At 69.0% G+C, this 19,809-nt stretch carries 15 protein-coding genes and 1 tRNA gene; 14 read left to right on the top strand and 2 right to left on the bottom strand.

Features of this window, described 5'->3' with window-relative positions:
* Nucleotides 1-68: 68 nt before the first annotated feature.
* The 9 genes from ACWAT3_RS15875 to ACWAT3_RS15835 all read left to right on the top strand — a co-directional run bounded on the left by ACWAT3_RS15875 (nucleotide 69) and on the right by ACWAT3_RS15835 (nucleotide 11,425).
* Entirely contained in the window at nucleotides 69-1,460 is a 1,392-nt protein-coding gene (locus ACWAT3_RS15875; RefSeq protein WP_460799974.1) for a flavin monoamine oxidase family protein, read from the top strand.
* Nucleotides 1,460-2,344, top strand: coding sequence for a universal stress protein (locus ACWAT3_RS15870; RefSeq protein ID WP_460799972.1), 885 nt, complete (start codon nucleotides 1,460-1,462; stop codon nucleotides 2,342-2,344). Before ACWAT3_RS15875 ends, ACWAT3_RS15870 begins: the two co-directional genes overlap by 1 nt.
* Entirely contained in the window at nucleotides 2,344-3,888 is a 1,545-nt protein-coding gene (locus tag ACWAT3_RS15865) for an APC family permease (protein WP_460799970.1), read from the top strand. The genes ACWAT3_RS15870 and ACWAT3_RS15865 overlap by 1 nt, the downstream gene beginning before the upstream one ends.
* A 27-nt stretch (nucleotides 3,889-3,915) precedes the next feature.
* Entirely contained in the window at nucleotides 3,916-5,394 is a 1,479-nt protein-coding gene (locus ACWAT3_RS15860) for an NAD-dependent succinate-semialdehyde dehydrogenase (RefSeq protein ID WP_460799968.1), read from the top strand.
* Nucleotides 5,395-5,405: 11 nt separating this feature from the next.
* The gene (locus ACWAT3_RS15855; protein WP_460799967.1) at nucleotides 5,406-6,767 is read left to right on the top strand and encodes an aldehyde dehydrogenase family protein; all 1,362 of its coding nucleotides are present in this window, start codon (nucleotides 5,406-5,408) and stop codon (nucleotides 6,765-6,767) included.
* 63 nt (nucleotides 6,768-6,830) lie between these two features.
* Nucleotides 6,831-7,538, top strand: coding sequence for a FadR/GntR family transcriptional regulator (locus ACWAT3_RS15850; protein ID WP_460799965.1), 708 nt, complete (start codon nucleotides 6,831-6,833; stop codon nucleotides 7,536-7,538).
* A gap of 116 nt (nucleotides 7,539-7,654) precedes the next feature.
* Nucleotides 7,655-9,070 carry a four-carbon acid sugar kinase family protein gene (locus ACWAT3_RS15845; protein WP_460799963.1) on the top strand — a complete coding sequence of 472 codons (1,416 nt, stop codon included), beginning with the start codon at nucleotides 7,655-7,657 and terminating at the stop codon, nucleotides 9,068-9,070.
* The gene (locus tag ACWAT3_RS15840; protein WP_460799961.1) at nucleotides 9,067-9,957 is read left to right on the top strand and encodes an NAD(P)-dependent oxidoreductase; all 891 of its coding nucleotides are present in this window, start codon (nucleotides 9,067-9,069) and stop codon (nucleotides 9,955-9,957) included. The genes ACWAT3_RS15845 and ACWAT3_RS15840 overlap by 4 nt, the downstream gene beginning before the upstream one ends.
* Nucleotides 9,958-10,000: 43 nt before the next feature.
* Entirely contained in the window at nucleotides 10,001-11,425 is a 1,425-nt protein-coding gene (locus ACWAT3_RS15835; protein ID WP_460799959.1) for a GntP family transporter, read from the top strand.
* A gap of 103 nt (nucleotides 11,426-11,528) precedes the next feature.
* Here the strand turns inward: ACWAT3_RS15835 and ACWAT3_RS15830 are convergent, their stop codons facing one another.
* Nucleotides 11,529-14,327 carry a hypothetical protein gene (locus tag ACWAT3_RS15830; protein ID WP_460799957.1) on the bottom strand — a complete coding sequence of 933 codons (2,799 nt, stop codon included), beginning with the start codon at nucleotides 14,325-14,327 and terminating at the stop codon, nucleotides 11,529-11,531.
* Nucleotides 14,328-14,353: 26 nt separating this feature from the next.
* The gene (locus ACWAT3_RS15825) at nucleotides 14,354-16,171 is read right to left on the bottom strand and encodes an HSP90 family protein (protein ID WP_460799955.1); all 1,818 of its coding nucleotides are present in this window, start codon (nucleotides 16,169-16,171) and stop codon (nucleotides 14,354-14,356) included.
* 154 nt (nucleotides 16,172-16,325) lie between these two features.
* On the opposite strand from ACWAT3_RS15825, the gene ACWAT3_RS15820 reads away from it, so the two are divergent.
* The 5 genes from ACWAT3_RS15820 to rplA all read left to right on the top strand — a co-directional run bounded on the left by ACWAT3_RS15820 (nucleotide 16,326) and on the right by rplA (nucleotide 19,219).
* Nucleotides 16,326-16,398, top strand: a tRNA-Trp gene (locus tag ACWAT3_RS15820).
* 40 nt (nucleotides 16,399-16,438) lie between these two features.
* A complete protein-coding gene (secE, locus tag ACWAT3_RS15815; RefSeq protein WP_460799953.1) occupies nucleotides 16,439-16,702 on the top strand; it encodes a preprotein translocase subunit SecE in 264 nt (87 codons plus the stop codon).
* A 47-nt stretch (nucleotides 16,703-16,749) separates the two neighbouring features.
* Complete coding sequence (gene nusG / locus ACWAT3_RS15810; protein ID WP_460799952.1) at nucleotides 16,750-17,769, top strand: transcription termination/antitermination protein NusG; 1,020 nt, start codon at nucleotides 16,750-16,752, stop codon at nucleotides 17,767-17,769.
* Between the two features lie 317 nt (nucleotides 17,770-18,086).
* The gene (gene rplK, locus ACWAT3_RS15805; RefSeq protein ID WP_460782437.1) at nucleotides 18,087-18,518 is read left to right on the top strand and encodes a 50S ribosomal protein L11; all 432 of its coding nucleotides are present in this window, start codon (nucleotides 18,087-18,089) and stop codon (nucleotides 18,516-18,518) included.
* Nucleotides 18,519-18,529: 11 nt separating this feature from the next.
* The gene (gene rplA / locus ACWAT3_RS15800; RefSeq protein WP_460799950.1) at nucleotides 18,530-19,219 is read left to right on the top strand and encodes a 50S ribosomal protein L1; all 690 of its coding nucleotides are present in this window, start codon (nucleotides 18,530-18,532) and stop codon (nucleotides 19,217-19,219) included.
* Nucleotides 19,220-19,809 lie beyond the last annotated feature (590 nt).

Raw genomic sequence — 19,809 nt, 5'->3', positions numbered from 1 at the left:
ACGCAGCCGCACCCACCGCAGCATCCGAAGACGCACCACCTCACGCAACCAACGAAGGAGCAGCCCTCATGGCCGAGATCTCACGCGACGTCGTCGTCATCGGTGCCGGAGCCGCCGGACTCACTGCCGCCAACGATCTGCGCAAGGCGGGGCTCTCGGTCGCCGTCCTGGAAGCGCGCGACCGCGTCGGCGGGCGCCTGTGGACCGACGTGATCGACTCCGCGATGCTGGAGATCGGCGGCCAGTGGGTCTCGCCGGACCAGGAAGCGCTGATCGACACGATCGCCGAACTGGGGCTCGAGACCTTCAGCCGCTACCGCGAGGGCGACAGCGTCTACGTCGGACCGGACGGCGTCGCGCGCCGCTTCACCGGCGAGATGTTCCCGGTCGCCGCCGAGACCGAGCGCGTGATCGCCGAGATCACCGAGCGCCTGGACGCGATGGTCGCGGAGATCGATCCCGACAAGCCCTGGGAGCATCCGAACGCGCAGGAGTGGGATGAGATCTCGTGGGATGCCTGGCTGCGCGCGCAGACCGACGACGACGAGGCCATCCGTAACCTCGCCTTCGCCACCGGATCCGCGATGCTCACCAAGCCGACGCACGCGTTCTCGCTGCTGCAGTCGCTGCTCATGGCGGCATCCGCCGGGTCGTACTCGAACCTGGTCGACGCCGACTTCATCCTCGACAAGCGCGTCGTCGGCGGTCTGCAGCAGGTGCCGCTGCTGCTGGCGGAGCGGCTCGGCGACGACGTGCTGCTGAACCAGCCGGTGCGGAGCCTCGAGTGGGGCCCGTCGACCGGGTCCGGCTCGGGCTTCGTCGTCGCGACGACCGAGGAGCACACCGTCCGCGCACGGTTCGCGATCCTGGCCCACGCGCCGATCCTGTACAACCGCATCTCCTTCGTCCCGCCCATGCCGCGGCGTCAGCACCAGCTGCACCAGCACCTGTCGATGGGCTTCGTGATCAAGGTGCACGCGGTGTACGAACGGCCGTTCTGGCGCGAGGCCGGGCTCAGCGGAACCGCGTTCAGCCCGTACGAGCTGTCGCACGAGGCCTACGACAACACGAACCACGGCGACGAGCGAGGAACGCTCGTCGGCTTCGTGTCCGACCGCAACGCGGACGGCGTGTTCGAGCTCAGCGCCGAGGACCGAAAGGAGCGCATCCTCGAGTCGCTCTCGCACTACTACGGCCCAGAGGCCATGAACCCCGTCGTCTACTACGAGAGCGACTGGGGGAGTGAGGAGTGGACGCGCGGCGCGTACGCCGCGAGCTTCGACCTCGGCGGACTGCACCGCTACGGTGCGGACTTGCGCACTCCGGTCGGGCCGATCCACTTCGCCTGCAGCGACATGGCCGGCGCCGGATACCAGCACGTCGACGGCGCGATCCGCATGGGTCACCTGGTGGCGGCGAACATCGTCGACGCCGGCCGCGCCGCGAGCGAGGTCGGCTGATGGCCGGCGCGATCGTCATCGGCTACACGGCGACGGATGCCGGAGCGGATGCCGTGGCGCTCGGCGCCCGGCTCGCGCGCAGCCTCGGCGCGCGCGTGCACCTCGTGATGGTGCTGCCGAACGAGGGTACCCGCAACGCGGCAGTCGCGCCGGAGCGCGCGTACGCCGACCACATCAGGAATCAGGCCAGGCAGTGGCTCTCGGATGCCGCGGCGACGCTGCCCGCCGACCTCGCCCGCACCGGTCACGTCCGCTTCGCCGAGTCGTTCGCCGCCGGCCTCGTCGCCGCCGGCGAGGAGTTCGATGCGCGCGTGATCGTCGTCGGCGCCGCCGGCGGCGGATTGCTCGGGCGTCATCGACTGGGCAGCGTCGCCTCCGAGCTGCTGCACTCATCGACCACCCCGGTCGCGCTCGCCCCGACCGGCTTCTCGCAGCGAGACGACCACGTGATGACGCGGGTGACGGCTGCCGTCGGCATCCGGCCTGGGGCCGATGTCCTGCTGGAAGAGGCTGCTGCCCTCGCGACCGATGCGGATGTCCCGCTGCGGCTCGTGTCGCTGATGCCGTTCGACGTCCCCCCCGGGCTCGACACCGCGGCGATCCGCGTCGTCCAGGACGGGCATGCCGAGTCGGTGCTGGAGACGGCGGCCGCCGCCGTCCCCGGCAGAGTGTCGACCACGATCGAGCAGGCGGCCGGCGACAGCGTCGAGGATGCCGTCGCACACCTGTCCTGGCTCCCCGGCGAGGTCATCCTGGTCGGTTCATCACGGCTCGCGCAGCCGCGGCGGCTGTTCCTCGGCTCGACGGCGGCGAAGATGCTGCACGAGCTGCCCGTACCCATGATCGTCGTACCGCGCACGCGCGCTGAAGCAGGAGACCGCTGATGACCAGCACCGGTCGGGCGATGGGGCCCGAATCCACCGTCACGACAGGCATCTCGCAGAAGGGTCTGCGCGCCGGCGCCGTCGGCGTGATCGGCGCGGTCGTCATCGGCGTCTCCACGATCGCCCCCGCATACACCCTCACCGCATCACTCGGACCGACCGTCGCCGAGGTCGGCACTCAAGTCCCCGCCATCATCCTGGTCGGCTTCATCCCGATGCTGCTGACGGCGTTCGGCTACCGCGAACTCAACAGGGTGATGCCGGATTCCGGCACATCCTTCACGTGGGGCGTGCGGGCATTCGGGCCGTGGATCGGCTGGATGACCGGCTGGGGGCTGATCGCGGCGACCGTGATCGTGCTGTCGAACCTCGCGGGCATCGCTGTCGAGTTCCTGTTCCTGCTGATCGCTCAGCTCAGCGGCAACGCCGCGATCGCGGACCTCGCCTTCAACCCTTTCATCAACGTCGCCGTCTGTCTGCTGTTCATGCTGGGCGCCACGCTCGTGTCGTACCGCGACATGCAGACGACGCAGAAGTTCCAGTACGTCCTGGTCGGCTTCCAGGTGGCGGTCCTCGTCGTCTTCGCGGTCGTCGCGATCGTCAAGGCGGTGCAGGGCGATGCGCCGGACCCCACCGCGTTCTCATGGTCGTGGTTCAACCCGCTCGAGGTGCCCACGTTCAGCGCCTTCGCCGCCGGCCTCTCGCTGTCGATCTTCATCTTCTGGGGCTGGGACGTCGTGCTCACCATGAACGAGGAGACCAAGAACCCGGAGAAGACCCCCGGTCGGGCGGCACTGGTCACCGTCGTCGTGGTCGTCAGCCTGTACCTGCTGATCTCGATCGGGCTGATGATGTTCGCCGGCGTCGGCACGGGCGACCTGGGGCTCGCGAACGAGGGGATCTCGGCGAACGTGTTCTTCGCCCTCTCCGATCCCGTGCTCGGACCGCTCGCGTTCCTCGTCTCGCTCGCCGTGCTGTCGAGCTCGGCCGCGTCGCTGCAGTCGACGGCCGTCGGTCCGGCCAGGACGCTGCTCGCGATGGGGCACTACGGCGCGCTGCCGAAGACGTTCGCCCGCGTCAGCCCGCGGTTCTTCACCCCCGGCTACGCCACGATCGTGTCGGCCGTCGTCGCGAGCGTCTTCTACGCGGTCATGCGCCTGGTGAGCGAGAACGTGCTCACCGACACGATCCTGTCCCTGGGCATGATGATCTGCTTCTATTACGGGCTCACCGCGTTCGCCTGCGTCTGGTACTTCCGCAAGCAGTGGTTCGACTCGGCGCGCAGTTTCTTCTTCACACTGCTGTTCCCGCTCGTCGGCGGAGCGATCCTCGCTGTGCTGTTCGTGACGACGCTGATCGACTCGATCGACCCCGGCTACGGCAGCGGCTCGAGCGTCGGCGGCGTCGGACTCGTGTTCGTCCTCGGTGTGAGCATCATCGGGGTCGGCAGCGTGATCATGATCTGGAACGCCATCCGTCGTCCCGAGTTCTTCCGCGGCGAGACCCTCGCGATGGACGCGCCGCCGAGCGCGCGCCGCCGCTGACCCCCACTGACGAGCTACGAAAGAGAGATGATGATGACCGCTTCCCTCACCACGGAGGAGCAGACGCTGCTCGACAGCGTTCCCGCTGGGCTCTACATCGATGGGACCTGGCAGGATGCCGCGGGCGGCCGCACCTTCGACGTGCACGACCCCGCCACGAACACCGTGATCCGCCAGGTCGCCGACGCGACGCCGGAGGACGGCATCCGAGCCCTGGATGCCGCGGTCGCCGCTCAGGAGTCCTGGGCCGAGACCCCGCCGCGGACCCGCAGCGATATCCTGCGCCGGGCGTTCGACCTCGTGCAGGTGCACAAGGAGGATCTCGCGCTGCTCATGACGCTCGAGATGGGCAAGCCGCTCGCCGAGGCCAGGGGAGAGGTCGTGTACGGCGGCGAGTTCCTCCGGTGGTTCAGTGAGGAGGCCGTGCGCATCTCGGGCCGCTACGGCATCAACCCGGAGGGCACGGGCCGCATGGTCGTCTCGCAGCGTCCAGTGGGGCCGTCGTTCTTCATCACCCCGTGGAACTTCCCGTTCGCGATGGCGACCCGCAAGATCGCACCGGCGCTCGCCGCCGGGTGCACGGTCGTGATCAAGCCGCCGGCGCTGACGCCGCTCACCACGATGTTCTTCGTGAAGCTGCTCGAGGAGGCGGGGCTGCCCGCCGGCGTCGTCAACGTCGTGCAGACCTCGTCGTCGTCGAAGGTGTCGGCGCCGATCATCGCGGATCCACGGCTGCGCAAGCTGTCGTTCACCGGTTCGACCGAGGTCGGCCGCAAGCTCATCGCCCAGGCGGCGGAGGGCGTGCTGCGCGTGTCGATGGAGCTCGGCGGCAACGCCCCCTTCGTCGTCTTCGAGGATGCCGATCTCGACAAGGCGGTCGACGGTGCGATGGCGGCGAAGTTCCGCAACATCGGCCAGGCCTGCACGGCGGCGAACCGCTTCATCGTGCACTCGGCCGTGGCCGAGGAGTTCGCCGATCGGGTCGCCGAGCGCGTCAGGGCGATGAAGATCGGCCGCGGTACCGAAGAGGGCGTGGCGATCGGCCCGCTCATCGATGCGGATGCCGTCGCGAAGGCATCCGAACTCGTCGGCGATGCCGTCTCGCGCGGCGCCCGCGTCCTCGCCGGCGGCAACGCGATCGACGGCACCGGGACCTTCTACGAGCCGACCGTGATCACCGATGTGGCGGCGGGCAGCGACATCCTCCGCGAGGAGATCTTCGGACCCGTGCTGGCGATCGCGACCTTCGACACCGAGGAGGAGGGGGTCCGGCTCGCCAACGACACCGAGTACGGACTGGTCTCGTACGTGTTCACGGAGGATCTCGCCCGAGGGCATCGCATGATCGACGCGCTGGAGACCGGCATGATGGGCCTGAACGTGGGCGTCGTCTCGAACGCCGCCGCTCCGTTCGGCGGAGTCAAGCAGTCGGGTGTCGGCCGCGAGGGCGGTCTCGAGGGCATCCACGAGTACCTGTCCACGAAGTACACGTTGATCCCGAACTGAGAGGACGCACCATGACCGAGTACGCCGTCACCAACCCGGCCACCGGCGAGACCGTCGCCGAGTACGACACCGCCACCGATGCGCAGATCGAGGATGCCGTGGCCCGCGCCGCCGGGGCGGCGAAGACCTGGGGTGCGACACCGCCGGCCGAGCGCGCCGCCGTGATCCGCCGCATCGCCGAGCTGCACCGCGAGCGCCGCGACGAGTTCGCCGCGATCATGGTGCGCGAGATGGGGAAGCCGATCGCCGCCGCCGTCGGCGAGGTCGACTTCGCGGCCGACATCGTCGAGTTCTACGCCGACAACATCGAGACCATCACGGCCGATCAGCCGCTGCAGATCCTGGGGGAGGGCACGGCGGTCATCCGCCGGGCGCCCCTGGGTGCGCTGCTGGGCATCATGCCGTGGAATTTCCCCGCGTACCAGGTGGCGCGCTTCGCCGCCCCGAACCTCGCGAACGGCAACACGATCATCCTCAAGCACGCGCCGCAGTGCCCGGAGTCGGCTGCCTTCCTGGAGCGGATCTACGCGGACGCCGGGCTCCCGGACGGCGGATACGTCAACGTCTACGCCACGAACGAGCAGGCGGCGACGATGATCGCCGACCCTCGAGTGCAGGGCGTCTCGATCACGGGCTCGGAGCGTGCAGGCGCCGCGGTCGCGGAGGTCGCCGGCCGGCACCTCAAGAAGGTCGCGCTCGAGCTCGGCGGCTCCGATCCGTTCATCGTGCTCTCGACGGACGATCTGGATGCCGTGGTGCAGGCGGCCGTTGACGCGCGCATCGACAACAACGGCCAGTCCTGCAACGGCGCCAAGCGGTTCATCGTGGTCGACGGCCTGTACGACGACTTCGCTGCGAAGTTCACCGCCGCACTGGCGGCGATCACCGCGGCTGATCCGACGCAGGAGGACACGGTGCTGGGTCCGCTGTCGTCGCTCGCCGCGGCCGAGCGCCTGCAGGAGCAGGTCGACACCGCGATCGCGCAGGGGGCAACGCTGCTCACCGGCGGCACGCGGGACGGCGCGTTCTTCGCACCGACCCTGCTCGCCGATGTGACGGACGACATGGACGTCTACCGCGAGGAGCTGTTCGGCCCAGCGGGTGTCGTCTATCGCGTCGCGGACGAGGACGCCGCGGTCGCCCTGGCGAACGACACCTCGTTCGGCCTCGGCTCCTACGTCTTCACGACGGATGCCGAGCAGGCCGAACGCGTCGCGGATGCGATCGAGGCCGGCATGGTCTACGTCAACCTCGTGCTCGCCGACAGTCCGGAGTTGCCGTTCGGCGGTGTGAAGCGCAGCGGCACCTCGCGCGAACTGGGTCTGCTCGCCGCCGACGAGTTCGTCAACAAGAAGCTCGTCCGCATCGCGTGAGACCCGCCGGCCCGGCGCCGCGCTACCGTTGAAGCATGTGCCATCTCCTTGTCGAGGCGCGCCGTGCGGCCTGAGCGCGTCACGCGCACCCAGTCGGTGGTCGACGGGCTGCTCGACGAGATCATCGCCGGGCGGCTCGTCGCCGGTGAGCCGCTGCCCGCGGAAGGCGAGCTCGCCGACGCCCTGGGCGTTTCGCGGCTCACCCTGCGCGAGGGGGTCCGGCTTCTTCAGGCGCAGGGCGTGATCGTCCCCGTTCCTGGGAGCAGGCATCGCATCGCGCCCGTCGACGAGTGGACCGGTCTCGAGGCGGTCGTCCGCCACTCGCGCAGCGGCGGGGCGCGCAGACGAGCGGCACTCGATCTGCTCGACATGCGCGTCATGTTCGAGACCGGCGCCGCTGAGCTCGCCGCACCACGGTGCACGGATGAGCACCTGACGGCTCTCGAGGACGCTCTCGAACGGATGCTTTCGGCACACGCCAATGGAGACGTTCCTGGGTTCGTCGATGGCGACCTCGCCTTCCACGACATCATCTTCCAGGCGGCGGACAACCGCATCCTGGTGGCCTCGGTGCGCCCTCTGACGGCGCTGCTGCAGGAGTCCCGCAGCGAGACCAGCGCGGTGTTCGAGATCAGGGAGCACGCCCTGGTGGAGCATGCCGCGGTGCTCGCCGCCATGCGGACCCGATCGGCCGATGGGGCCCGCGAGGCGATGGCGAGCCATATGCGCCAGACCCGCGAGGACCTGCTGCACTACGTGCAGGGCGCCTGACGGGCGCGATCGCCCGAGCACGGCCGCGTGCCTACAGCCAGCGGTTTGCCTTCCCGCGGAACGCGGCGTATGGTCGTTATCTGATATCGGATATCTCTCTGGACAAAGGAGTTCCCGTGCACATCGACGCGCTGCTCGCGCCACTGCCCGACCCCGTGGACATCGACGCGGCCGCCGTAGCCGCTGCCCGTGATCCGCGGAGCGTTCTCGTCGTCCTCGACGACGACCCCACAGGCACCCAGTCCGTCGCACACCTGCCGGTGCTCACGCGGTGGGAGCGCGAAGACCTCGACGGCGCGTTCGCCACGGGATCCGCTGCGGTCTACGTCCTGACGAACACGCGTTCGCTCGACGAGGACACGGCGACCAGCCGCAACCGCGAGATCGTCGCGGTCGCGCTCGCCGCGGCTGAGGCTGCAGGGCGTCAGGTCACCTTCGTCTCGCGCAGCGACTCGACTCTGCGCGGACACTTCCCGCTGGAGACCGATGTGCTGGCTGCCGAGATCGCCGCCCACGGAGGCGCAGCGCCCGAGCTGACGCTTCTCGTCCCCGCGTTTCCCGAGGCCGGCCGCATTACCGTCGACTCCGTGCACTACTGGGTGACGGACGGCGAGGCGACCCCGGTCGGCGAGACCGCGTTCGCGCAGGACGCCACCTTCGGCTTCGTCTCCTCGGATCTGCGCGATTGGGTGGCGGAGAAGACCGGAGGACGCATCGCCGCCGAGGACGTCGCGGCGCTCACGCTCGGCATTATCCGCTCGGGCGTCGACGCCGTCGCCTCCTTCCTGCGCGCACTGCCGGCCGGCACCGTCGTCGCCGTCGACGTGGTCGAGGAATCCGACATGCGCGTCGTCGCGCTCGCGCTGAACAGCCTCGGTGGAAGAGGGGCGCTGCTCCGCGTGGGCCCGCCCTACGTGCGCGCCCACATCGGGCAGGAGATCGCAGAGCCCGTCCGTGCCGAGGACATCCCGTTCGCGAACAGCCGCGGCGGACTGGTCGTCGTCGGAAGCCACGTTCCGCTCACCACCCAGCAGCTCGAGGAGCTGCGTCGTGCACGCCCGGACACCGCGACGATCGAGCTCGACGTCCGCAGCCTGATCGACGACCGACGCGAGGCGCACCTGGCCGAGCGGACGCAGGCGGTCGCTGAGGCGCTGGAATCCGGCACAGTCATCGTCCACACCACGCGCGAGCTGGTCACGGGCGCGAGCGGCGAGGCGAGCCTCGAGATCGCCAGGCAGGTCTCCAGCGGTGTCGTCGAACTGGTCCGCAAGGTGCTGGCGGCCGCCCCGCCGCGCTTCGTCATTGCGAAGGGCGGCATCACCTCGAGCGACGTCGCCAGCGAGGCGCTCGAGATCCGTCGCGCGACCGTTCTCGGACCGATGCTCCCCGGCATCGTCTCACTGTGGCAGCCGGAGACCGGCCCCGCCGTCGGCATCCCCTACATCGTCTTCGCCGGCAACGTCGGCGTCGCGGATTCCCTCGCCCGCGTCGTCGCGACGCTGGCCGATCCCTCGAAAGGACTGAGATGACCACCACCGTCGCCGCCATCGGGCTCGGAGCCATGGGACTGCCCATGGCCACCCGGCTCGCCGAGCGCTTCACCGTCCGCGGGTTCGACATCGCCGCAGAGCGCGTCGCCCTCGCCTCCGAGCAGGGTGTCGTTCCTGCTGCATCCGCCGCCGAGGCCGTTGCCGGTGCACAGGCCGTGCTCGTCGCCGTGCGCACGGGCGCACAACTGGATGACCTGCTCTTCGGCGAGAGCGGCCTGGCGCCGCACCTCGCAGACGGGTCCGTCGTGATCCTCACCAGCACCGTCGGCACCGAGGGCATCGCCGACATCGCCGAGCGCCTGTCCGCGCGTGGCGTGCACCTCGTGGATGCCCCGCTGTCCGGTGGACCGGTCCGTGCGGGCGAGGGCGACCTGCTGATCGTTGTCGGGGCGACCCCTGACGCGCTCGCGATCGCACGACCGCTGCTCGAGCAGCTGGCTTCGACCCTGTCGATCGTCGGGGACCGCCCCGGCGACGGCCAGGCGCTGAAGACCGTGAACCAGCTGCTGTGCGGTGTGCACATCGCCGCCGCCGCCGAGGCGCTCGCGCTCGCGGACGCGCTCGGACTCGATCGCGAGAAGACCCTGGAGGCGCTCACGGCTGGGGCTGCGAACTCGTTCATGCTCGGCAACCGCGGTCCGCGCTCGCTGCAGGCCTACGACGAGGACGGCGCAGAGGTGCTCAGCCGCCTGGACATCTTCGTCAAGGACCTCGGCATCGTCGGCGACGCAGCGCGCCGCGCTCACCTGTCGACGCCGGTCGCCGCCGCCGCAGAGCAGCTGTTCCTGCTCGGCGAGGCCCAGGGCCTCGGCGCGAACGACGACTCCGCCGTGATCCGCGTGATCGCTCCCGAACGACTGTCCTGACCACGAACGACACGGCGCGCGTGCGCCGGAAAGAAGAGATCCGATGACGCTCCCTCTTCCCGCCCTGATCGCGATCGGGGTGGCGGGGCTCGCCCTGCTCCTCCTGCTGATCATCCGCTTCAAGATGCAGGCGTTCTACGCCCTCATCCTGGTGTCCATCGTGGTCGGCCTCGCGGCCGGACTTCCGATGACGACCATCCCCGCCACCGAGACCTCCCCGGAGCAGCTCGGGATCATCCAGGCGATCATCGCCGGGGTCGGCGGCACACTCGGCTCCGTCGCCGTGCTCGTGGCGCTGGGCTCGATGCTCGGCAAGATCATCGAGCTCTCCGGCGGCGCCGAGTCGCTGGCCGGCAAGTTCACGTCGTGGCTCGGACCGAAGCGCGTCGGCATCGCCCTCGTCGCGGCCGCCGGCATCCTCGCCATCCCGGTGTTCTTCGATGCGGGCTTCATCATCCTGGTGCCGATCATCTTCGCCTTCTCGAAGATCGCAGGGCTCAACCCGATCAAGTTCGGCCTTCCGGTGGCCGGCATCATGCTGGCCGTGCACGTGGCGGTCCCGCCGCACCCCGGGATCGTCGGCGGCTCGACCATCCTCGGCGCCGACATCGGATGGGTGCTGATCTTCTCGCTGCTCATCTCCATCCCGCTCGCCGTGCTCTCCTACCTGGTGTCGAAGGTCGTCAACCGTCGCGAGTTCGCGATGATCGAGGCGACCAAGGAGATGTTCGAGCGCTTCGGGACGGACGAGACGTCGCCGAACGCCGGCCTCGCGAAGGGCGAGAAGGCGCCGAGCGCGTACACCGTGCTGACGATCATCCTGCTGCCGCTCGTGCTCATCATGCTGGGCACGACCGTGGCGCCGGCATTCGAGGCCGGCACGTTCTGGAACGGCTTCCTGTCGATGATCGGCCAGCCGATCTTCGCCCTGATGGTCGCGATCGCTGCAGCCATGTTCCTGCTCGGCGTGCGCCGAGGGTGGTCCGGCGCCAAGCTCGGCGAGGTGATGGAGTCCGCGCTCCCGAGCGCCGCCGTCATCATCCTGATCACCGGCGCCGGCGGTGCCTTCGGGCGCATCCTCACCGAGACCGGAATCGGCGGCGCCGTCGCCGAGGTGCTCGCGGGGACAGGGATGCCGCTGCTCCTGGCCGCGTTCCTCATCTCGCTGATCATGCGCGCAGCGCAGGGATCGGCGACGGTCGCCATCACGACCACGGCCGGACTCCTGCTGCCCACGGTCGCCGTGCTCGGACTGGACACGGTCCACATCGCCCTCGTCGCCATCGCGATCGGCTACGGGGCGCTCGGCCTCAGCCACGTGAACGACTCCGGCTTCTGGGTCGTCACCCGCTACCTCGGACTCTCGGTGAAGGACGGGCTGCGCACCTGGACGCCGCTGACCACCGTGCTCGGCGTGGCGGGCTTCCTGCTCACCTGGCTGCTGTACGCGGTCATTCCGATGGGCTGAGCGCCTCGCGCAGAAAGGCCGGGCATCCGCATCGGGATGCCCGGCCTTTCGTGTTGCGACAGCTACGCGGGTCCGGGTCGGTCGGAGCCCTCAGCCGGGGCGCTCATGCCTCCGCGATCGCCCGTGCCTCGGCGGCCTCGGCTGCTCGACCGAGCGCCTCCAGGACGTCGCCGAGCTCGAGAGCAGCGACCTGGCGCAGCGGCGGGATCTCCGCTGCGTGTTCGAGCACGGTGCGGTAGATCGCGACCGCGTCGCCTCCGCGATCGTTCCCGGCGAGAATGCGCGCGGCGAAGAGCTCCGAACCGCCGGCCGCTCCGGCATCCCCGAGGGTCAGGAATCCGTCCGCCGCCGTCAGCGCGGCGGCCACGGCCTCGTCCACCCGACCGAGGCCCGCGAAGGCACGCGCACGGGAATCCGTGACATCGGCGAGCAACCACCCAGCATCGTGCTGCGTCGCGAGGGCGGCGACCTCGTCCAGGAGCGCGAACGCGCGCTCGTCCTGCTGCCCGGCGTACGCCTGTGCGAGGTCGTGCAGCACCTCGGTGACGGCGCCGGCGGCATCCGGAGTCCGCCGGACGATCTCGGCCGCCGTCTCCAGCAGCTCGATCGCGTCCTCGTGCTCCTCGAATCGGGCGAGGATCCTGGCCTGCTGGCTGAGCGCGAGCGCCTGGTCGGGTCCTTCCTCAGCGGCGCCGTACAGCTCAGCCGCGTATCCGAAAGCGCCGACCGCCTGGCCGAACTCTCCGGAGGAGGCGAGCGAGCGGGCGAGCATCATCACCGTCATGGCACGCGACCCCTCAGGGACGTCGGCCTCCTCCTCGCGGCGCAGCACATCACCGAAGAGCTCGGCGGCTTCGGCAGCGTCCCCGGCCGAGAGCATGGCTCGAGCGAGGCGGAAGTCGATGCCGGACAGGTCACCGCCCTCGCGGCCGACGAGGTGAGCGGCGGTGCGGTAGCGATTGACCGCCTTCTCGGCGTCGCCGCCGTCCTCCCAGAGGGCGCCGGCGAGCATGTGGGACGCGGCCAGTGCGCTGTCGGCGCCGATTCCGGCGAGAGTGCGGCACGCCTCATCGGCGTCGGCTGCTCCGGCGGAGAAGTCGCCCTGCCCACCGCGGATGCGACCGCGGATCTCGAGCGCCCTGGCGCGGTGCCCCGCACCGAGGTCGTCCTCGATGAGCAGGCGGTCCAGATGTCCGAGGGCCCGGTCGAGGCGCTCGCTCTGCAGCAGTGCGAACACCGCGAGCAGGCTCGTGGAGTGCACGTGGCGCGTGTCGGCGGCATCCGCGAATCCGCGATGCGCGCGCTCCGCGAGATCCAGCACGGCGTCGTACTCGCCCTCCTTCAGATGCAGCGAAGCCCGGCTGATCGCCAGATCGCCGCGCGACCGCGGCGGCAGCGCTGCGTCATCGGCCAGCGCACGATCCAGCGCGGCCGCCGCCTCGGGCGACGCGTCGCCGAACGTGGCGAGCTCCAGACGCTCCTCGAGGTCGGCCTGCGCATCGTCGCCCGCGGTGCGCAGCGCGGAAACGCGCTCCGGCAGCAGCGCGCGCGCCTCATCCAGGCGGTCGCCGGCCACGAGCACGGCGATGCGGATGGACTGCAGGCGCGCCTGCTTCTCGGCATCCGTCACGCCGAAGGCATGCGGCAGTGCGGCCAGGGTCTCCTGTTCTGCGCCGTAGTCGGCGAGTTCGACCACGCGATCGAACCACGCGTCGGCATCGGCGGGGAACGCTGTCGAGACCGGCTCGACGAAGGCATCGGACCGGATCGGGACATCGAAGCGCGCGCTCGCCAGGCCGCGCAGGCGACGCAGTCTCTCGGCGTGCGCGTCGCCGCCGTCGCGGGCGTCGAACTCCGCTCCGATGCGCTCGGCGGCCGCCCAGCACGCGTTCGCCAGAGCGGATGCCGTCCACACGCCGTCATGCGGGCCGAAGAAGGACTGCAGGGCCGCGGAGTCCGCACCGCGCACGGGCGTCTCGCCGTGGCCGGCCGCCGTGACCCGATCCAGCGCGAACGCGAATGCGCCGAGCGCCGTGAAATGGGCATCCACGTTCAGGCCGTCGTGTCCGAGCCAGCCCAGGTGCCGCTCGACGAGCGACAGGGCACGGGCCTCGTTGCCGCTGACGGCACAGAAGACGATGTTGTTCGCGACGATCGTGAGGTTGTCCGGGTTGTCCTTCGCGAGGCGGTAGCTGCGCAGATGGGCCGTCTTGGCCTCGTCGGACCTGTCGGCGCGCAGATACGGCAGCAGAACGCGCGAAAGGGCGTGCTCCGGCTCCTCTCCACAGGAGAAGCCGCCTTCGATCATCTCCTCGACCAGGCGGATCGCCTCGGCGTCCCGATCGGTATCGACGAAGAACCCGGCCACCTGGCTGCGGCTGCAGGCGTCGCAGTGGCTGTGCTCGTCGCGCGGAGTCGCCTCGAGCTGCACGCGCAGCTGCTCGGCATCCGCGATGCGGCCGGCATCCCAGGCGTCCTCGAAGCGGGCCGTGAGCACACCGCTCATGCCGAGACCGGCCTTGCGGTAGTGGGCCTCCATGTCGTCGAGGACGGCGGTGATCTGCTCCTGCGCGAACGCGGGGGAGGACCGCAGCGCCGAGGCCATCCACTTGAACTGCCACATCAGGTCGGCGCCGCCGTTGTCGATGTCGGCCGGGAAGCGCGCCGGATCCGCGTCGTGGCGTGCCAGGCACCAGGCGAAGGAGTTCAGCATGACGTCGGTCGCGCCGCCCATGTTCGCCGAAGCGGTCTGGCGCATCCTCGCCTGGTACTCCAGACGGTCATCGCCGATCTCCTGCGCGAGAGCGACCGCCTGCGCGACCAGCGCCTGCTCGGCCGGCCCCCACGGGGTGGCGTCGATCTCCTCGATGAGCTGCTGGAACTGCTTCTGGGGACGAGCCATGGGATTCCTTCTGCGGTGGCGGTCGTTCAGTGGACGTCGTCGATCGTGTCGACGTCGATCCCGGCGGAGAGGGAGACGAGATCCGCGAGTGCGGTCGTCATGAGGGTGCGATCCGCATCGGACAGCGGATGGTGGCCGGCCAGCAGCGCCTGGACGTAGAGCAGCTGCACGGTACGCGAGAACACGGCGTCGTCGAGGACGCCGGTGAGCGAGCGCACCACGCGGTTCGACCAGTTCAGGCAGAGCCGCGCGCTCAGGTCGTCGTCGCGGCCGGCTGACAGCGTGTCGTCGATGCGTGCGAGCACGCCGCCCCACAGCGCTCCGGTGATCCCCTTCGTCCGGTGGCGGTCCAGTGCGCGGAGCACCTCGGGGTCGGCGACGTACAGGCCGGGGAGCTCTGGCCGGTCGATCGCGCGGACGACGACGGCGCAATCGGATGCCGCGAGCACGGCGCCCGCCCGATCCTCCAGCGCCACGGCTGCCGCGCGGTCGTCCAGCGGCGGCGGGTCGAGGCGATCGAGCTCGCCCGTGACATTGACGTTCTCGACGGTGACGTGCGGATAAAGCTCGGGGAGCATCCGGATGAGGTCGGCGTCGTACAGGTAGCCGCCGTTGACGAGCACCTCCGCGCTCGGCGAGATGCCGGCGACCTGGCGGAACTCGTCCACGGTCTGTGCGAAGCGCACGTGCGTGAAGCGCTCGACGAGATCGCCGATGCGGATGCTGCCATGCGTGGTCTCGACGGTCAGCCATCGCGTGATGAAGGCGGCGAGCTCCTCGTCGTGGCGGACCAGCGACTTCAGGCCGACCTCGTGGATCGCGACGAACTGCGCCAGCCGGTGCGGTTCGCGGAGCCCCAGCTCGAGGATCCAGCGGCGGATGCCGGCGCCGAGCTGCTCGCGGACCCGCTCCAGCGCAGCATCCTCGACCAGCGACTCGCGGCTCGCGGTCGGCGCGAGCGCCGTGGAGTCGACGACGGCCCTGACGAAGAACGCCCAGTCGGGCAGCACATCGACGACGCGCTCGGCGAGCAGCATCCGGCCGAGATACATCCGGGTCGCCTGGCGGGATCCGGGTGGGGGAGCGAAGGGGAGCACGTACGCGAGGCCCACCGTGCCTGTCGCCGGCTCGGCCAGTTCGATGACGTCCAGCGGAGAGGACCCGAGCAGGTCGCGGCCGTACTGCACCGCGGCATCCGGATCGCTCCGCGCGTCGAGGAACGGGGCGCGGCGTGTGATGTCCACGTCGCCGGAGGCCGTCTCGAGCACGACCCGCACCGGCAGGAACTCGCCGAACGTCGTCGCGAGTTCGCGCACGGCGTCCGGGCGCAGCAGATCGTCGGCGTCGAAGCGGGGGATGAGGTGCACGCTGGTGCCGATCGGGAGCTCTTCGGCGAGCTCCGCGACCTGGAAGGTGCCGTCCGCGCTGCCGGTCCACTCGACGCTCGCGCCGCCGCGGGCGCTGCGCGAGCGGATCACGATGGTGTCGGCGACCATGAAGCAGCTGAGCAGCCCGATGCCGAACTGGCCGAGGTAGTCGCTGCGCGGAAGATCGAAGATGTCGCGCTTCGAGCTGCGTCCGACGGTGGCGAGGAGCTCGGCGACCTCCGTGGCGTTCAGCCCGACGCCGTCGTCGCGCAGGACGAACTCGCCGGATGCCTCGGTGAGCGGCGTGATGCGGATCGTACCGCCCGATCCATCGACCTCGGAGCGCGCGGTGATGGCGTCGCGTGCGTTCTGGAGGAGCTCGCGCAGATACACCCGCGGACTGGAGTAGATGTGCCTGCTGAGCAGATCCACGACCCCCCGCAGATCGACCTGGAACTGCTGGATCTCCCCGTGCAAAGCGCCCTCCCTCGACCGACTGACGAGCCTAACAGGCAGGGCTCGGTTCGCCCGGGCCCGCCGGATGCCCTACACTGGTGAGGCAGTTGTCTGCATTGTTTCGCTGTGCCCGAGGGTGCAGAGGCGATGCGGATCCAGGGGCCACATGGTCTCTAGGGCGGTAGCTCAATTGGCAGAGCAGCGGTCTCCAAAACCGCAGGTTGCAGGTTCGATTCCTGTCCGCCCTGCGCGTCAGCGCCACGCTGGCACACGAAAGGTACATTCAGGATGGATCAGGACGAACCGCGCGGCGAAGTCGTCGCGGCAGGCGGCGCAGCGAGTGTCAAGAAGCTCGGCTTCTTCGGCCGCATCGCGCTGTTCTTCCGTCAGGTCATCGGTGAGCTCCGCAAGGTCGTCACTCCGACCCGCAAAGAGCTGGTCAAGTTCACCCTTGTCGTCCTCGTCTTCGTGGTGATCGTCATGGCCTTCGTCTACGGCCTGGACACTGTCTTCTCGTGGCTGACGGCGCAGGTCTTCGGGGTTCCGCAGTAAGAGCCCCAATCCCGCGGCTCACGCCGCAGTGAATGGAAAGAATTAACGTGTCTGAACGATATTCCGACGACGCCGACTGGGCGACCGCAGCGGAGCAGTCCAGCGAGGACGACGAGGCGCAGGAGGGCAATGTCCTCTCCGCTGAAGAGCTTTCCGTCGCCCCGGCCGAGCACGTCGCCCTGCACGTCGAGGGCGATGAAGACGAAGAGGACGACACGGATGACGACATCGACATCGACGACCCGGAGGCGGACGCGATCGTGAACGACGCTCTCAACCTGGACGAAGCGGCCGAGTCCGAGGCTGCCGCTGAGGTCCTGAACGATTCGACGGCCGAAGAGGTCGCAGACCGCGAAGCAGCAGTGGCCGACGAGGTCACGCCGTACGACGGACCGGACGTGAACGGCGACGACGAGTCGGCTTCCGCCGAGTCCGACGATGAGGCCGACCCGTACGAGGAGTTCCGTCTCGACCTGCGGATGCTGCCGGGCAAGTGGTACGTCATCCACTCCTACGCCGGCTTCGAGCGCAAGGTGAAGGCCAACATCGAGCAGCGCAAGTCGTCGCTCGAGGTCGAGGACGACATCTACCAGGTCGAGGTCCCGATGGAGGACGTCGTCGAGATCAAGAACGGCCAGCGCAAGATGGTCACCCGCGTGCGCATCCCCGGCTACGTGCTGGTGCGCATGGAGCTCAACGAGGACACCTGGTCCGTCGTCCGCCACACCCCCGGCGTCACCGGCTTCGTGGGCAACGCCCACAACCCGACGCCGCTGCGCTTCGAAGAGGCCTTCAACATGTTGAAGTCGCTCGTCGAGGTCAAGGATCTCCCCACCGCGAAGAACGTCCAGTCCAAGGGCGGCGTCGCCGTGGCACGCCCTGTTGCGGCCGAGGTCGACTTCGAGGTCGGCGAGACCATCACGATCAAGGAAGGCTCGTTCGCGGGTCTGCCCGGTTCGATCAGCGAGATCAAGCCCGAGAGCGGCAAGCTCACGGTGCTCGTCTCCCTCTTCGAGCGCGAGACCCCGGTCGAGCTGTCGTTCGACCAGGTCACCAAGATGATCTGACACTTCCTGGCTCGCTGAGCCTGTCGAGACCGGCCGTCCCCTTCGGGGCGGCCGTTCTCGTTTCCGGGCCCCGTTCCGGGTACACCTGCACGACCCGGGAACGGATGCCGGAGCAGAAACCGCTTTTCGATCGTGCAGGTGTTCCCAGGTCGTGCATCTGTGCCCCCGATGCCGGGTGAGCACGGCATCAGGTCTGATCAGGTAGACTTGGCTGGTTTGTGCTCCGCTTCGGCGCGCACGGACGACCACGATCCGGAGATGCCGGGTCCGTGGGAGAAGCGGATGCCTCGGCATCCGATTCGATGAAAGGAAAGAGAATGGCACCGAAGAAGAAGGTGACCGGCCTGATCAAGCTTCAGATCAACGCCGGTGCAGCCAACCCGGCGCCGCCGATCGGCCCCGCGCTCGGTCAGCATGGCGTCAACATCATGGAGTTCTGCAAGGCGTACAACGCCGCGACCGAGTCGCAGCGCGGCAACGTCATCCCCGTGGAGATCACCGTCTACGAGGACCGCAGCTTCACGTTCGTCCTGAAGACCCCGCCGGCTGCGGAGCTCATCAAGAAGGCCGCCGGCCTTCCCAAGGGTTCGGCCACGCCGCACACGGTCAAGGTCGGCAAGATCACGAAGGACCAGGTCCGTCAGATCGCCGAGACCAAGCAGGCTGACCTCAACGCGAACGACATCGAGGCCGCCTCGAAGATCATCGCCGGCACCGCCCGCTCCATGGGCATCACGGTCGAGGGCTGAGGAGAATAATCATGGCTACGAAGTCCAAGGCTTACAAGGCTGCCGTCGAGAAGATCGAGGCAGACCGTTTCTACACTCCCGCTGAGGCTGTCGCCCTGGCGAAGGAGACCGGCTCCGCGAAGTTCGACTCCACGGTCGAGGTCGCGCTGAAGCTCTCGGTCGACCCCCGCAAGGCGGACCAGATGGTGCGCGGCACCGTCATCCTGCCGCACGGTACCGGTAAGACCGCTCGCGTCATCGTGTTCGCCACCGGCCCCGCGGCCGAGGCTGCGATCGCCGCTGGCGCGGATGAGGTCGGCGGCGCCGAGCTCATCGAGCGTGTCGCCGCCGGTTGGACCGGCTTCGACGCAGCCGTCTCGACCCCTGAGCTCATGGGACAGGTCGGTCGACTCGGTAAGGTGCTGGGACCCCGCGGTCTCATGCCGAACCCGAAGACGGGTACGGTGACCCCGAACCCGGCCAAGGCCGTCGAGGACATCAAGGGCGGAAAAATCGAGTTCCGCGTCGACAAGCACGCGAACGTGCACTTCGTCGTCGGCAAGGCGTCGTTCACCACCGAGCAGCTCAACGAGAACATCGGTGCAGCGCTCGAGGAGATCGTCCGCCTGAAGCCGTCGAGCTCGAAGGGCCGCTACATCCAGAAGGGTGCGGTGTCGACGACGTTCGGCCCCGGCATCCCGCTGGATGTCAACGCCATCTGAGTCGACGACTCGCTTCTTCGAAGGGCCTCCGCTGCGGCGGGGGCCCTTCGTCGTATCCGTGCAGGCCGGCGTATGCGCGGACGGGGGAGCGGATCGGATGCCGTGAACCCGCGGAATCCGGCGCGACACGCCATGGGATCGCCTGGATTTGCCCGACCCCTGGATCCCGCGTAAGTTATTACTTGTTCGCCCCACAGGGAAGCGGAAAGGCCGAGAGCCTCACCCCCCTCAAGTGGAGAACCACCCCTGATTCCTTCTCAGTCTTGAGAGTCCGGACGTTCGCGTCTAGGATGGGGGATCCACCTCGTGGTACGCAGTCACCGGCTGCGCAGCGGATCTTCGATTCGAAAGCGCCGATTTGACAGCCACCGCGAAACGGATAAGCTAGAGAAGTTGTCTCGAAGCTCTAAAGCTTCGCTTCATCACCTCTGGTTCCGAGCCGCTCGGCGCGTCGATTTGACAAGCTGAACGGCACGGATAAGATAGAGAAGTTGCCCTTCGGGCCTGGTCGTTAGGCTGGGTCGGGGGAGCGTCTGATCCTTGAGAACTCAACAGCGTGCACTTGTCAAATGCCAAATTATCCTCGTCTC

This window comes from Microbacterium sp. GXF0217 (assembly GCF_054798195.1).
This window is presented reverse-complemented; position numbering and strand designations above follow the sequence as displayed.

What these genes read in the sequence shown, in the direction of transcription:
- ACWAT3_RS15875 (WP_460799974.1), top strand. Translation starts at nt 69, where the DNA reads ATGGCCGAGATCTCACGCGACGTCGTCGTCATCGGTGCCGGAGCCGCC.
- ACWAT3_RS15870 (WP_460799972.1), top strand. Translation starts at nt 1,460, where the DNA reads ATGGCCGGCGCGATCGTCATCGGCTACACGGCGACGGATGCCGGAGCG.
- ACWAT3_RS15865 (WP_460799970.1), top strand. Translation starts at nt 2,344, where the DNA reads ATGACCAGCACCGGTCGGGCGATGGGGCCCGAATCCACCGTCACGACA.
- ACWAT3_RS15860 (WP_460799968.1), top strand. Translation starts at nt 3,916, where the DNA reads ATGATGATGACCGCTTCCCTCACCACGGAGGAGCAGACGCTGCTCGAC.
- ACWAT3_RS15855 (WP_460799967.1), top strand. Translation starts at nt 5,406, where the DNA reads ATGACCGAGTACGCCGTCACCAACCCGGCCACCGGCGAGACCGTCGCC.
- ACWAT3_RS15840 (WP_460799961.1), top strand. Translation starts at nt 9,067, where the DNA reads ATGACCACCACCGTCGCCGCCATCGGGCTCGGAGCCATGGGACTGCCC.
- ACWAT3_RS15835 (WP_460799959.1), top strand. Translation starts at nt 10,001, where the DNA reads ATGACGCTCCCTCTTCCCGCCCTGATCGCGATCGGGGTGGCGGGGCTC.
- ACWAT3_RS15830 (WP_460799957.1), bottom strand. Translation starts at nt 14,327, where the DNA reads ATGGCTCGTCCCCAGAAGCAGTTCCAGCAGCTCATCGAGGAGATCGAC.
- secE (WP_460799953.1), top strand. Translation starts at nt 16,439, where the DNA reads ATGGATCAGGACGAACCGCGCGGCGAAGTCGTCGCGGCAGGCGGCGCA.
- rplK (WP_460782437.1), top strand. Translation starts at nt 18,087, where the DNA reads ATGGCACCGAAGAAGAAGGTGACCGGCCTGATCAAGCTTCAGATCAAC.
- rplA (WP_460799950.1), top strand. Translation starts at nt 18,530, where the DNA reads ATGGCTACGAAGTCCAAGGCTTACAAGGCTGCCGTCGAGAAGATCGAG.